The sequence below is a fragment of the Pseudomonas sp. WC2401 genome, assembly GCF_041200115.1.
In the GTDB taxonomy this organism is placed as follows: Bacteria; Pseudomonadota; Gammaproteobacteria; order Pseudomonadales; family Pseudomonadaceae; genus Aquipseudomonas; species Aquipseudomonas fragi.
Window position 1 is genome coordinate 4215604 of record NZ_CP165623.1, and the last position, 13617, is coordinate 4229220.

Annotated in this window: 15 protein-coding genes; 6 read left to right on the plus strand and 9 right to left on the minus strand. The window is 60.1% G+C overall.

The genetic code is table 11. The features are described from left to right. Positions 1 to 14: 14 nt before the first annotated feature. The 4 genes from AB3G35_RS19335 to AB3G35_RS19350 are packed head-to-tail and all read right to left on the minus strand — an operon-like array spanning position 15 to position 2149. A complete protein-coding gene (locus tag AB3G35_RS19335) occupies positions 15 to 509 on the minus strand; it encodes a spore coat U domain-containing protein (RefSeq protein ID WP_016782343.1) in 495 nt (164 codons plus the stop codon). 4 nt (positions 510 to 513) lie between these two features. Beyond that, entirely contained in the window at positions 514 to 1047 is a 534-nt protein-coding gene (locus AB3G35_RS19340; RefSeq protein ID WP_016782342.1) for a spore coat U domain-containing protein, read from the minus strand. Between the two features lie 18 nt (positions 1048 to 1065). Further along, positions 1066 to 1602 (minus strand): spore coat U domain-containing protein, encoded by a 537-nt coding sequence (locus AB3G35_RS19345; protein WP_016782341.1) that lies wholly within the window; start codon positions 1600 to 1602, stop codon positions 1066 to 1068. A 16-nt stretch (positions 1603 to 1618) separates the two neighbouring features. Further along, entirely contained in the window at positions 1619 to 2149 is a 531-nt protein-coding gene (locus AB3G35_RS19350) for a spore coat U domain-containing protein (protein WP_369781956.1), read from the minus strand. 194 nt (positions 2150 to 2343) lie between these two features. Here AB3G35_RS19350 and AB3G35_RS19355 point away from each other — a divergent pair, with 194 nt between their 5' ends. After that, positions 2344 to 3654, plus strand: coding sequence for a leucine-rich repeat-containing protein kinase family protein (locus tag AB3G35_RS19355; protein WP_369781957.1), 1311 nt, complete (start codon positions 2344 to 2346; stop codon positions 3652 to 3654). Between the two features lie 55 nt (positions 3655 to 3709). On the opposite strand, the gene AB3G35_RS19360 is transcribed toward AB3G35_RS19355, so the two are convergent. The 3 genes from AB3G35_RS19360 to AB3G35_RS19370 form a co-directional block, all read right to left on the minus strand. After that, positions 3710 to 4414 (minus strand): YebC/PmpR family DNA-binding transcriptional regulator, encoded by a 705-nt coding sequence (locus AB3G35_RS19360; protein ID WP_016782338.1) that lies wholly within the window; start codon positions 4412 to 4414, stop codon positions 3710 to 3712. A gap of 107 nt (positions 4415 to 4521) precedes the next feature. Continuing rightward, positions 4522 to 5913, minus strand: coding sequence for an FAD-dependent oxidoreductase (locus tag AB3G35_RS19365; protein WP_369781958.1), 1392 nt, complete (start codon positions 5911 to 5913; stop codon positions 4522 to 4524). Between the two features lie 15 nt (positions 5914 to 5928). Beyond that, entirely contained in the window at positions 5929 to 7254 is a 1326-nt protein-coding gene (locus AB3G35_RS19370) for an MFS transporter (protein WP_016782336.1), read from the minus strand. A gap of 290 nt (positions 7255 to 7544) precedes the next feature. Between AB3G35_RS19370 and AB3G35_RS19375 the strand changes: the two genes are divergently transcribed. Continuing rightward, positions 7545 to 8414 (plus strand): LysR substrate-binding domain-containing protein, encoded by an 870-nt coding sequence (locus AB3G35_RS19375; protein WP_169886182.1) that lies wholly within the window; start codon positions 7545 to 7547, stop codon positions 8412 to 8414. Between the two features lie 186 nt (positions 8415 to 8600). Here the strand turns inward: AB3G35_RS19375 and AB3G35_RS19380 are convergent, their stop codons facing one another. Beyond that, positions 8601 to 9458: a LysR substrate-binding domain-containing protein gene (locus tag AB3G35_RS19380; protein ID WP_086798120.1), complete on the minus strand. Its 858-nt coding sequence runs from the start codon at positions 9456 to 9458 to the stop codon at positions 8601 to 8603. 115 nt (positions 9459 to 9573) lie between these two features. Here AB3G35_RS19380 and AB3G35_RS19385 point away from each other — a divergent pair, with 115 nt between their 5' ends. Together AB3G35_RS19385 and phnX are read left to right on the plus strand one after the other, a co-directional pair. Continuing rightward, complete coding sequence (locus AB3G35_RS19385; protein WP_134050056.1) at positions 9574 to 10683, plus strand: 2-aminoethylphosphonate--pyruvate transaminase; 1110 nt, start codon at positions 9574 to 9576, stop codon at positions 10681 to 10683. Positions 10684 to 10755: 72 nt separating this feature from the next. Further along, positions 10756 to 11583 carry a phosphonoacetaldehyde hydrolase gene (phnX, locus tag AB3G35_RS19390; protein WP_134050054.1) on the plus strand — a complete coding sequence of 276 codons (828 nt, stop codon included), beginning with the start codon at positions 10756 to 10758 and terminating at the stop codon, positions 11581 to 11583. Between the two features lie 57 nt (positions 11584 to 11640). On the opposite strand, the gene AB3G35_RS19395 is transcribed toward phnX, so the two are convergent. Next, the gene (locus AB3G35_RS19395) at positions 11641 to 12189 is read right to left on the minus strand and encodes an NADPH-dependent FMN reductase (RefSeq protein ID WP_016782331.1); all 549 of its coding nucleotides are present in this window, start codon (positions 12187 to 12189) and stop codon (positions 11641 to 11643) included. A gap of 196 nt (positions 12190 to 12385) precedes the next feature. Here AB3G35_RS19395 and AB3G35_RS19400 point away from each other — a divergent pair, with 196 nt between their 5' ends. Beyond that, complete coding sequence (locus tag AB3G35_RS19400) at positions 12386 to 12607, plus strand: hypothetical protein (RefSeq protein ID WP_029611585.1); 222 nt, start codon at positions 12386 to 12388, stop codon at positions 12605 to 12607. Positions 12608 to 12693: 86 nt separating this feature from the next. Beyond that, the gene (locus AB3G35_RS19405; RefSeq protein WP_134050052.1) at positions 12694 to 13605 is read left to right on the plus strand and encodes a LysR family transcriptional regulator; all 912 of its coding nucleotides are present in this window, start codon (positions 12694 to 12696) and stop codon (positions 13603 to 13605) included. The last annotated feature ends 12 nt before the right edge of the window (positions 13606 to 13617 follow it).

Genomic DNA, 13617 nt, shown 5'->3' on the forward strand with positions numbered 1-13617 from the left:
CTGATCCCTGGATATCAATAAGATAGTTGCACCTGCAACGTGTCGCTGTAGCTGCCCACCGGCTGGTTGCCGGGCAAAAGCACATAACCAAAAATCGGCAGGCTGATGGCATTTGCGTCGGTGTAAGGCACATTGACCGATTGCGCGATACCCAGGCTTTGACTGCGGGCCGCGTCCCGAAACAATTGGTAGGCAATCTGCGCAGTACCACCGGCAAGCTGCAAGCGGCGCCCGCCAACGTTATGCAAGCCGCCATCAACGGTCATGCTCAGCGTCACCCCCGGAGTGCATTGCAGTGTCACTCCTCCGGTCAGGGCAACGCTCACCGGTGCGGTCGACAACGCCGCGTAGGTCCCGAAATTCAAGTTGCCGTACAAGCCCCCGGGATTGCTGATCACGCAACCGGCCACGATGCTGGCGCTGACCTGCAGGGTTGTTGAAGTCGCGGCACACACACCCCCGCTGATCGCACCCAGCAACAGCAGTGATACAGCACCTGGCCACGCCACCCGGTTAAAAGGTCAGCACTACGGCAATGGTGTCCGTGTAGGTGCCAGCCGGCAGCCCGACCTTGCCGGTCGCCTTGCCGTAGATATTGACCGTTTGCACCACCCCGGTACTCTGCGACAGCGTAACGTTGCCACCGATAGCCACCGGCGTGCCGTGGCCAACGTCGCTGTACAGGTCATAACCCACATAATTGCTGCCACTGGCCAAGGCCCGCGTGCCTTGTGCGGCCGCCATGCCGTCATGGGCACCGGCCCCCAGGGTGACCGACGGGGTGGTTCCCGCCGTACACAGGACCGTCATGGCGCCAGTGCCGCTCAATACCTGGGCACTTGCGGTGTCAAACAAGGACGTGGCCGTACCGAAGTCCAGCGCCCCGAAGACTGCCCCGTTGGCCCCCACCACCCCGTTGATAAGGCAACTGGTCGTCAGCACTAACGAAGCGTTGACAGTGCCGGTGACGGTCGTGACGGCCTGTGCCTGACCGGCCAGCATCAACCCCAACAATGAGAACCCCAGCGTTGATTTAAGTACGCGCATCTTGCACCCCACTCCTGTTTACCAATCCAGCGTCACCCGTAGCGTGTCCCGATAGACACCTGCTGGCAGTGATTTTGGACTCGCCATCACCATGCCATACACCGGGATCGGTACATGGCCACCACTTGCCACCACAAAATCGTGTTGCTTGCCGATGCTGTAGCTGTTGTTGCCAGCAGCATCCAGAAACAAGCGGTAAGGAATCATTTGCTGGCCATTACTCAGTTGGCGCGTCGTGCCATTACCGTGATTACCACCGTCAATGGACACTGAAAAACCCCGTACCGCAGGGTTGCAGATCACCTTCAAATTACTCTCGCCGCCCTCAAGCAGCGCCTCGACCGGGGTATTCCAGGTTGGGCCGCGCGAGCCGAAATTGAGCAAGCCAAGGTTGGACAGGCTGTTGTCTTCCACACCTGTGCCGCTGCTCACCTGACAGCTGGCCATAATCACCAGGCGCGCCTGGATCTGCCCGTTGAGCATGCCTGCCTGCGCCTGCACACTCAGCAGGGCACAGGCTGCGTACAGCACACAACGTTGGGCAGGACCGATCATATCCATGCTCCTGGCGCTACCAAGTGAGTGTGACTTTCAACAGGTCGGCATACAGCCCGACCGGGGGGACCTGCTGCATAGGTTCTATGCGGCCGTACAACGGCAACTCCACCGAACCGCTATCGGGCACGGTGCCACTGACAGGTACATCTACCAGCAAGGGAATTTGCCGGGCCGGGTCGCGGAACAGTCGATAAGGAATTTGCGGACCACCCGGGCCCAGAGCCAGGTAACGGACATCTGCGATGCCACCATGCTGGCCACCGTCAATCTGAAGCTGGTAAGTGGTATCCGGGTTGCATTCCAGGCGAGGTAAACGCGGGTTTATCAGGGTGGCACCCAAAGGGGCCGAAGGGCCATCCAGCCGTGGGGCGCGGCCGAAATCGAGCAGGCCCAGGTAATCGCCACCCGCGTCACGGGTAATGCCTGCCAGTTGGCAGCCCCGCTCGACGATGACTCGCACCTGCACCTCGTACTGCGCCGACCAGGCACATGTACTGAACAAGGAGCCAATGATGACTGTCCCTAGACGATGCTCCACGATCATTCCCTTCGTGCTTTTATAAATTAAAGGCTAGCAGTGAAGAAACATTCGTCCAATTACGACCGTAATTAAACGAACTGATACCATTCATCACCAGCCGCTGCCGCTCTAGGCCGTGCAAAGGCTCGGCCTCGGGCCGATAAATGGCTATCATGCGCAACACTTTTTGCCCCTGCCCACGAGTTCCGACCCTGCTTATGGATACCCTCGCTAAACTGCGCGCCGGCCAACTGGCGGGCCTCAAACGTCTTGATCTGTCGTGCGGGCTGACCGAGTTCCCGGCCGAGATATTCCAGCTGGCCGACTCGCTGGAAATCCTCAATCTGAGCGGGAATGCTCTGAGCAGCCTGCCCGATGACCTGCATCGCCTGACCCGTTTGCGCATCCTGTTCTGCTCGGACAACCAATTCACCGAGCTGCCGGCTTGCCTTGGGCAGTGTGCGCAACTGAGCATGATCGGCTTCAAGGCCAACCGCATCGAGCATGTGCCGGGCGAGGCACTGCCGCCCTTGCTGCGCTGGCTGATTCTGACCGACAACTGCATAGAGCAACTGCCCGAGGAACTGGGCCAGCGCCCGCTGCTGCAAAAGCTGATGCTGGCCGGGAACCGCTTGCAGCAACTGCCCGCCAGCATGACCAACTGCGAGCGTCTCGAGTTGATCCGCCTGGCCGCCAATCACTTCACCGAGTTGCCCGACACCCTGCTGTCACTGCCAGCCCTGAGCTGGCTGGCCTATGCCGGCAACCCGCTGCGTGAAGATGCCAGTGCTCAGCGCGCGGCCGACAACACACCGAATATTGACTGGTCGCAGCTTACGCTTGGGCAAAAACTGGGCGAAGGTGCCTCGGGGGTCATTTATCAGGCACAGTGGAGCGCCCCTGGCCAGCCGGTGCAGTCGGTGGCGGTCAAGCTGTACAAGGGCAGCATCACCAGCGACGGCTCACCGCTCAATGAAATGAACGCCTGCATCGCTGCGGGCCAGCACCCTAACCTGATCAAGGTACTGGGCCGCGTGGTTGGCGCCCCTGACGATCAAGCGGCGCTGGTGATGCAGTTGATCGATCCGTCCTTTCTCAACCTGGCGGCCCTGCCCAGCTTTGAGACCTGCAGCCGTGACGTGTATGCCGACAGCACCCGTTTCACCGGTGACAGCGCCTTGCGCATCGCGCGTGGCATTGCCGCGGCGGCCGGCCACCTGCATGCACAGGGCATTTGCCACGGTGACTTGTACGCGCACAATATTTTGTTCAACGCCCGGGGTGATTGCCTGCTGGGGGATTTTGGCGCGGCGTGTTTCCATGCCGTCGACGACAGCCCACAGAGCCGGGCACTACAGCGCATCGAAGTGCGGGCATTCGGGATTTTGCTGGGGGAATTGCTGGAGCGGATCGACTCGGGTTTGAGTGATCGACAGCGCAGTGAGCTGCAGGGGTTGCAACAGCGCTGTATCCAGCCAGAGGTGCTGGCACGGCCGGGGTTTGCGCAGGTAATACGCTTGCTGAGCTAGGTCTGTAGCAGCTGCCGAGGAACGAGGCAGCTGCTACGGGAGCCGGGTCGGTGGCTTATGCCAACGCCACAAACATGTCCTGCACGTCGTCCTGCTCTTCCAGCTTGGCCAAAAACTCTTGTACTTCGGCCATTTGCTCGTCAGTCAAACCGCTCACCGGGTTCTTCGGCTGGTAGCCCAGTTTCGCCGACACCACGGTAAAACCCTGCTCCGGCAAGGCTTTTTGCACTGCGTCGAGGTCAGTCGGCTCGGTGATAAACAAGGTGGTGCCTTCTTCTTCGCCTTCTTCGAAATCCTGGGCGCCCGCTTCAATGGCGGCCATCTCAGGATCGGCATCCGGGGTGTCCGGCTTGGCCTCAATCATGCCGACGTGGTTGAAGTCCCATGCCACCGAACCCGAAGCACCCAGCTGGCCCTTGCGGAAGGCCACGCGGATTTCAGCCACGGTACGGTTGATGTTGTCGGTCAGGCACTCGATGATCAGCGGCACCTGATGCGGGGCGAAGCCCTCGTAAGTCACGCGGTGGTATTGCACGGCCTCTGTACCGATACCGGCGCCCTTGTTGATCGCGCGCTTGATGGTGTCAGCCGGCATCGAGGCTTTTTTCGCCTGTTCATAGACCAGGCGCAGGTGCGAGTTCATGTCAGGATCGGCGCCGTTGCGCGCAGCAACCGTCAATTCCTTGGCCAGCTTGCCAAAAATCTTGCCGCGGCTGTTGGCGGCGTCCGCTTTATGTTTAACCTTCCACTGTGCGCCCATTACTCACTCTCTCAATCTGGTGTGTCGCAGCCTGTCGGCCGTCGAATGGGCGCAAGTTTAACCGGCCAGAAGTCGGCAATCGACCAAAAAATCCAATCAATCCCTGCTTAGCCCTTGTCAGCCTTGCCCGCCGCCGCGGCAAACCTGGCCAGGCGCACGTCCAGATGCCGGGGCCGACGACCATGATCCTCGGCCCGTTCCTTGCGCCTGATGGCATTGCGCACCATCAGCGAGCCCAGGTAGCGAATCGGCTCTGGCGGAAAATACCCCAGCGGTCCGTTGACCAGCGGCGAACGTGTCCAGTCATTGGCCTGCCCCTGCACCAGCGAAGAAAGGATCTGACCGCCCATATGGCAAGGCCCTACGCCACTGCCCGAGTAGCCAAAGCCATAAAACACATTACCGTGGCTGCTCATCTGACCGAAAAAAGGCAAACCCGTGACAGACCGATCTGAAGGCCCGTTCCAGGTCGCCTCCACCCTTACCCCGACAAAGGCCGGAAAAAACTGCGTCAGGCTTTTGCCCAGCAATCCGGCGTAGGGCGACGGCTGATCGAACACCGGCAACATGCGGCCACCGTAGGCAAAGGTATTGCCGCCCTTGCCCAGCATGATTCGCCCGTCCGGGGTGTTGTGGTAGTAGTGCACGAAAATTCTCGAATCGAGCACCGTGACGCCGCTGGTCAGGCCGATTTCCTGCAACAGGTCGGGGCGCGGTTCGGTGATCAGCATGTCGCTGGAAACAATCGCCACACTGCGCTCGAACTGCGGGAAGGCCCGGGCCATCCAGGCATTCATGGCCAGCACCACACGGTCGGCGCGAATGCTGCCGGCCGGGGTGCGGATCAGCGCCGGGGCGCCCTCCTCCAACCCGGTCATAGGCGTGCTTTCGTAAATCCTCACCCCCAGCTGCAGCGCCACCCGCCGTAACCCGCGCACCAGTTTGCCCGGCTGCACACTGGCCGCCGCCGGAGAAAACCAGCCCTCCCTGTGCAGGGCCGATCCGGCCCGGCGCTGTAGATCTTCAACCGGCAACTTGCTGAACGAGTTGATGGATTGTCGCGCCAGCGCCGCAATCACGCTGTCGGTCGAACCGACCTGGGCCTGATTGGTCGCGGTATACAACGTGCCATCGAGGCGGTAGTCGGCATCCACCCCATACTGCTTACAGAACGCACCAATCGCATAAATGCTCTGCTCCGAGGCCTTGACCAGCCGCACCGCCTCCTCCACCCCGAACAGCCGCTCAAGAGTGAAGTACTTGGCCGACCACGACAGCGCGCAGCCGCCATTGCGCCCGCTGGCACCTGCACCGCAAATATCGGCTTCAATCAGTACTACATCCAGTTCAGGGCTTTGCTCCTTGAGCATGATTGCGGTCCATAATCCGGTATAACCGCCCCCCACAATGCACACCTGGGCACGCGTCTCACCCGCCAGCGCATCGCAGGGTGCTTCATTTTCCAGGGCCAGTGCCTGTTCCAGCCAAAAAGGTCGCATGGGTCATTCTCCTGCTCAGGTGCGTAAAGGCTTGATCAGCAATGGATGGTTGGGCACAAACGGGCACGCAGCCTTGAGCCCCGCAGGCCGGCTATTCCAATGGGGTATCAGCACCAGCGAAGAAAACAGCGCGCAGCAGGCAAACACGATAAATACCGTGACCGTATCGAAATAGCCCGGCAACAGGCCACCCAGAATCGCCCCGACCGAACCGCAGCCATTGACGAACCCCGCCGCCGTAGCTCCGGCCTTGGCGGTGCCAAAATCAATTGCGGCCGCACCGCTGATCATCGAGTCCGGCCCGTACAGGGTCAGGCCCATGACAAACAGCAAGGCCACCACCAGTGCCACGCTGCCTGAATGCAATGCCCCCATAAAGAACGCGAGGGAAATGGTTAGCGCCAGCAGACTCAAAATGCAGGCTGGCATACGCCGGGCGCCGAAAAGCTTATCGGACGCCAGACCGATCATGATCGGCCCCAGCAAGCCCGCCAGCTCAAATGCCGTAGGAATAATCGCAGCGCCGACCTTGCCCACCTGCGGCATTTGCTCGAACACGATCACCGGGCCCCACAACAGAATCGCGTAGCGCGCCGGCTTGAGCATGAAATACGCCAGCCCCAGGGTCAGCACCGTGCGATTGCGCATGATCTCGCGCAGCGGCGCCCAAATGCTGATGCGTTTTTCGGCGGCGATTTCCTCAGCGCTCATGTCGGGCTCTGGCTCGACGGCGGGCAGGCCGACATCTTGCGGCGTATTGCGCTGGAAGATAAAGAACAGCACCGCCACCAGCGCCACCACCGCCGCGCTGGAAATAAACGCCGCATGCCAGCTGCCGATCAGCGTATACGCCCACCACCCGGCAAAGGGCGAAGCCACCAGCCCGCCAAAGGCGTAGCACGAACTCCACAGCCCCAACACCCGGCCACGTTGCTGCGCGGGGAAAAAGCTGCCGATGTTTTTGCACAACCCCGACCAGCCGGTGGATTGCGCCAGGCCCTGGATCAGCATGCAGGTGGCAAAGATCGGCAAGGTGGCGTAGGTACCCATGACCAGCGCGGCCAGCGCCGAAATGATCAAGCCACCCAGCACCACAACCCGCGGGCCAAAGCGATCGGCGAGGATGCCCCAGGTAAATTGCCCTACGGCATAAGCAGCAAGGTAGATAGCGTCGAGGTTGGCCATCGCCATCTTGTCGAGATGAAAGTTGGGGTCTTCACCGATGCCCAGCTTGGCAACGGAGAATGCCTTGCGAGTGAAGTAAAAGGCCGCGTAGGCCAACCAGGTGATGGCAAAAATCTGCACGCGCCAACGCTTGATGGTGGCATAGGAGTTGTTCATGTCGGGTCTGACCTCAGAGGTGGAATGTGCCGGCAGAATCAGAAAAGAACGCCTGTTTTTTTATTGTGTTGAGCACTTCAATACCGCCCTTCAGACAAGGACCGTATTTGCCAGACACACCGTGAGCTGCCCGTTTTTATTCGAGTTCGCAGTTGCACACCGATGTGTCACGACCCGCCGCTATCGAGGACATAACGGCGGGCTGAGGTCGATCAAAGCAATTACTGACTAATAGGTAAAATCGATTTATCGTATTTCAATCATAAGCTCAGCTTGTAAGAGGCAATCCGATGTCGGTTTCTCATGCGCAGTTGAAGGCTTTTCACGCCGTTGCCGTTCATGGCAGTTTCACCCGCGCGGCAGAACGCTTGTTTTTAAGCCAGCCGGCCATCTCCGATCAGGTCAGAAAGCTTGAGGAACGCTTCGGGGTGCTGCTGTTCCATCGCAACAAACGCTCGGTACGCCTGACCGACCTGGGCGAGCGCCTGCTGAGCATCACCCAGCGCCTGTTCGGGGTGCAGGCCGAAGCTCAGGAATTACTGCAGGACTCCCAGGCCCTGCAAACCGGCAGCCTGATCCTGGCGGTGGATGCCCCGGTGCATGTGTTGCCGCAAATTGCCCGTTTTTGCCAGCGCTACCCCGGGATCACGGTAAAAATCGAAACTGGCAACACCGACGAATGCCTGGCGCGGCTGTTCAACTACCAGGCGGACCTGGCCCTGTTGGGGCGTGACGTAAATGATGAACGCCTGCTCAGCGTGCCCTTGCGCAGCGACCCGATGGTGGCCTTTGTGGCCCGAACGCACCCTTGGGCCAGTCGCAACGCCATTTGCCTGGCCGATCTGGATGACACGCCTTTGGTACTGCGCGAAGTGGGCTCCGTGACCCGGCAAACCCTGGAAGAAGAAATGAGCCAGGCCGGCTTGCGCATCCGCGCCGCGATCCAGGTGGAAGGCCGCGAAGCGGCGCGTGAAGCGGTGGTGGTCGGGATTGGTGTGGGCGTAGTCTCGGCAGCCGAGTTCGGTTCTGATTCGCGGGTCTGCGCACTGCCCATTACCGATTGCACAAGGCGCCTGACCGAAACCCTGGTATGCCTGCAAGAACAGAGTTCGCGGCGGGTGGTGGCGACATTTCTGGAGATTGTGCGCAAGAGTTTGTAAACCCACTACCCGTAGCAGCTGCCGAAGGAACGAGGCTGCGTCCGGCGTGATGCGGCACCCCGACGAAGCCGTCGTAAACCCTGAGAGCCGGTTTTAACTGGCACACCGCAGTGTCTGATTTCGCGACGGCTGCGCCGCCGGACGCAGCCTCGTTCCTTCGGCAGCTGCTACGGACTTTCTCAGTGGCTACACCGCCAACTCCATAAACGCCTTGATCAACCGCAACTCGGCGCGCCGCTCCATGCAGCCGAGCATATGCAGGTTGACCAACCCCGCGCCATTGATGGGTACCGCTCGCACTCGGGGGTCAGGGCTGACCTCCACCGACGACACAATCCCCACCCCCAACTGCGCTGCCACCGCTTCGGTTACGGCCTCCCGGCTGTCCAGCTCCAGCAGCACCCGCGGGTTGATGCTCGCCTGCTCACAGGCGCTGTCGAAAGTTCGACGGGTAATCGAAGACGGTTCACGCAACACCATGATCACCTGATCCAGTTGCGCAATTGCAATGCCATCCGGCAAGGCCAGCCACGGGTGGTTGGCGGGCACCAGGGCGCAAATCCGCGATTCGTTGAGGGCACGCAGGGTCAGGCCCTTGCGCGGTTCCACTTCAGTCAGCACCGCCACGTCAACGTGCTCCGACAGCAAGGCTGCCAGGGTTTCCTGGGCATTGCCCAGGCGCAGGTTCACGGTAATCCCCGGGTAGCGCGCACGCAGGCTCGCCAGCATCGGCATCACCAGGTGCGGGCCATCCGCCGCCACCTCCAGGCGCCCGGTCAGCAACTGGCGATTGGCCTCAAGCATCACCTGCGCCTCATCCACCAAACCAAACATGGCCCGGGTGATGGCGGCCAGCCGCGTGCCTTCTTCGGTCAGTTCCACCCGCCGCGCAGTGCGCCGCAACAAGGTGATCTGGTAGTGCTCTTCAAGCGCCTTGACATGCCCGGTCACCGCCGGCTGGCTGATAAACAGCCGGGCCGCCGCCCGGGTAAAACTGCCCTCCCGGGCAACCGCATCAAACGCGCGGAGCTGGAATAAATTCATATCTATAAGCCTCACTGATGGCAGGCATAACAACAAACAATTTGATTGATATCAACACAAACTGCAATTTATGCCCTGTATCCAGTAGCCATCCAATGCTTGTGAGGAAACCAGAATGAGTACTGCCGCGCCGATCCTGCTGACCCCTGGCCCACTGACAACCTCGGCGCGTACCCGCCAGGCGATGATGGTCGACTGGGGCTCATGGGATGACAGCTTCAACCAGCTGACTGCCAGCCTGTGCGAGCAACTGCTGGCCATTATCAACGGCGCCGACAGCCATCATTGCGTGCCCCTGCAAGGCAGCGGCACTTTTGCCGTCGAAGCCGCCATCGGCACCCTGGTGCCTCGCGATGGCCATGTTTTGGTACTGATCAACGGCGCCTACGGCAAACGCCTGGCCAAGATCTGCGACGTGCTGGGCCGTCGTTTCAGCACGTTTGAAACCGCCGAAGACGAACCCACCACCGCGGCCGACGTCGACCGTCTGCTGCAGGCCGACCCGAGCATCAGCCATGTGGCGTTGATCCATTGCGAAACCAGCACCGGCATCCTTAACCCGCTGCCTGAAATTTCCGCTGTTATTGCCAGCCACGGTAAACGTCTGATTATCGACGCCATGAGTTCTTTCGGTGCCCTGCCCATCGACGCGCAGCAAGTGCCTTTTGATGCACTGATCGCCGCGTCCGGCAAATGCCTTGAGGGTGTACCCGGCATGGGCTTTGTGTTCGCCCGCAAAGAAGCGCTGGCCAACGCCGCCGGCAACAGCCATTCACTGGCAATGGACCTGCACGATCAACACACTTATATGGCCAAAACCGGGCAATGGCGCTTTACCCCGCCCACCCATGTGGTCGCGGCCTTGCACGAAGCCCTGCTGCAATACAACGAAGAAGGCGGCTTGCCTGCCCGTCACCAGCGTTACGCCAACAACTGCCAGGCGCTGCTCGACGGCATGGCCGCACTGGGTATCCGCAGTTTTTTACCAGAAGCCATCCAGGCACCGATCATCGTCACCTTCCATGCGCCAAAAGACCCGCGCTACCAGTTCAAGGCGTTCTACGAACGGGTCAAGGCCAAGGGTTTCATCCTGTACCCGGGCAAATTGACCCAGGTCGAAACCTTCCGTGTGGGCTGCATCGGTCACGTCAACCAGGCCGAGATGCAGGCTGCCGTGAATGCCGTAGGCCAGGTGCTGCAGGAGATGGAAGTCTTCGATATCTGATGGTGTAAGTGCTGGTTAAAACACCCCCTATTATTTCGCGCGGCACCGCCCGCTCTTACAGGATTCTCTGACATGAACTACACCAACCCAAGCAAACTGCAAGCCGCCATTCTCGACTGGGCCGGCACCGTGGTCGATTTTGGCTCGTTCGCCCCGACCCAGATTTTTGTCGAAGCCTTTGCCGAATTCGATGTACAGGTCTCCATCGAAGAGGCTCGCGGGCCGATGGGCATGGGCAAGTGGGACCACATCCGCACCCTGTGTGATCAACCGCAGATCACCGAGCGCTATAAAAAGGTGTTCGGGCGCGCCCCGACTGACGATGACGTGACCGCAATTTATGAGCGTTTCATGCCGCTGCAGATCGAAAAGATCGCCGAACACTCAGCGCTGATCCCGGGTGCCCTGGAGACCATCGCCCAACTGCGCGAGCAAGGCATCAAGATCGGTTCATGCTCGGGTTACCCGGCGCAAGTGATGGCCAAAGTGGTTGAACTGGCCGCCACCAATGGCTATATAGCCGACCATGTGGTGGCTACTGATGAAGTGCCGAACGGTCGTCCCTGGCCAGCCCAGGCACTGGCCAACGTGATTGCGCTGGGCATTGATGATGTGGGCGCCTGTGTGAAGATCGACGACACCGTGCCGGGCATTCTTGAAGGTCGTCGCGCCGGTATGTGGACCGTGGCCCTGGTGTGTTCCGGCAATGCGCTGGGCCTGACCTGGGCGCAATACCAGGCACTGGACCCGGTAACCCTGGCCAGTGAGCGCAGCCGCATTCACACCCTGTTTGCCGGTTCTCGCCCGCATTACTTGATCGACACCATCAGCGACCTGCCTGAGGTGATTGCCGATATCAATCGCCGCCTGGCCAGCGGCGAGATGCCGCAGAGCAACTGATCACGTCAAGCCGCAAGCTGCAAGCCTATCACTTGCGGCTTGCGGCTTGCGGTAACCCTAGCGCTCTACCCACCCGGCAAATTGGTCGATAAATTTCTGCAAAAACGGTCGGACTTTGTCTGACAGCTTGCCAGACGCATCAAATGCATCGCCCGCTCCGCCCAGATAGGCCTCAGGCTGCTGCATGCACGGCACATCGAGGAACACCAGCGACTGGCGCAAATGATGATTCGCCCCAAAGCCCCCAATGGCCCCCGGCGAAACACTGATCACCGCGCCCGGCTTGCCACTGAACACACTCTGCCCATATGGCCGCGAACCGACATCAATGGCGTTTTTCAAAACGCCTGGCACCGAGCGGTTGTACTCGGGGGTCACAAACAGGACGGCATCGGCCGGGCGGATCTGATCGCGAAACACCGTGTAGGCCGCAGGCGGCGACGCACCGTCAATGTCTTCGTTGTACAGCGCCAGCTCACCGATTTCGACAATAAACAGTTTCAGGCTTGGCGGCGCCAGTTCTGCCAGGGCCTGGGCGACTTTTCGATTGAGCGAGTCCTTCCTCAAACTGCCAACCAACACTGCAACACTGTAGACCTTGCTCATGGAAAACCCCGAGTCAGTAGCTGTAGGAAGACTAGTTATAGATGATCGGACGGCTTTCTTGCACCCCAGTTCACCCTATCGGCCTGCAAGCCTGTAAAGTAGCGGGACTATTTTTTTCACATGGCTAAACTTCCCCTGCTGAACAACGGTCTACAGAACCGCAAATTGGGTGTTTATCTCCAGAGGTTCTCTACAAATGGCGGCAGTTCTCGTTGGGCAATTTCATGCAAGAGATGCGGAAGGTCGGGTTTATTCCGTGCATGAGTTTGAAGATACACAAGCAACCGGCGATCAGCCCGTAATGACCTACAAACTGGCCATTGGCGATCGTGTCAAAAAAAATGATGACAACAACTACGAGCTGGTGCAGTCGGGCGTCATCCTGGTCCGCGATCCTTCCCCGGTTGTCGCAGCCTGACCTGTTTTATGGCCTAACGCTGAAGTCAACGGATGAGACATGGATCAGGCTTCGCAACGCTGAAACCTCATCTGCCGGACATTAGCATGCGTCTACGCCACATCGAAGTGATTCAAGCCCTATTGCAAACCGGCAACCTCGGCCATGCTGCCGAGTTGCTGCAATTGCCCACGGCCACCCTCAGCGCAACGCTGCAGGAAGCCGAGCAGCAATTGGGCTTTATGCTGTTTTCCAGTGTTCGCGGGCGGCTGCAAGCCACCCGCGATACACTTGTGCTGCAACCCCTGATCAATCAGCTGTACCAGGCACTTGAGCCGTTACGCCAACTGGGCAACGAGTTGCGCCAGCATCAGGAGCCGGCCTTGCGCGTGGCGTGCAGTGAAACCCTGGCCGAACCGCTGCTGCCCTCTTGCATCGGTGCCCTGAGACGCCGGTTTCCCGACACCCCTGCCGTACTTGGCAGCTACCCCTGCGCTGAAATCGTGCGACGCCTGTTGATGGATGAATGCGATATCGGCTTCAGCTTGCAGCCATCAGAGCAGACCGGGCTCGACTGCTGGCCTGTGGTGCAGGGCAAAGTGCAATTTTTGGCGCCTCACGGCTGGCTATCCCCCAAGCACAAATACATCGCCCTGACAGAGCTGGCCGGTCAGGCAATGATTGGCCTGCAACAGCAAGACGGCTTGAGCCGCGGCCTCGATAGCAAGCTGCAGGCCTTGCGCCCGACGCCGGTGGTGCACATTCAGGTGCAAAGTTACCGGATGATGCGCAGCATGGTCGAAGCTGGCGAGGGGCTGGCGCTGGTCGACCCGTTCACGGCAGTGGGGGCCAAAGCCAGCGGGCTGGACGTGTGCCCGGTCTCTCCGGCCATCCCGGTGACGCTCTATGCGCTCACACGCAAGGGTACCCAGCCGGGCCTGGCGCTGGCTGCGCTGATTGAAATTGTGCGGGCAAAGGCCGAGGCGTTACTCGCGGATCAGGGCCTGGTGGTGCTTTAGAACACGAGCCCT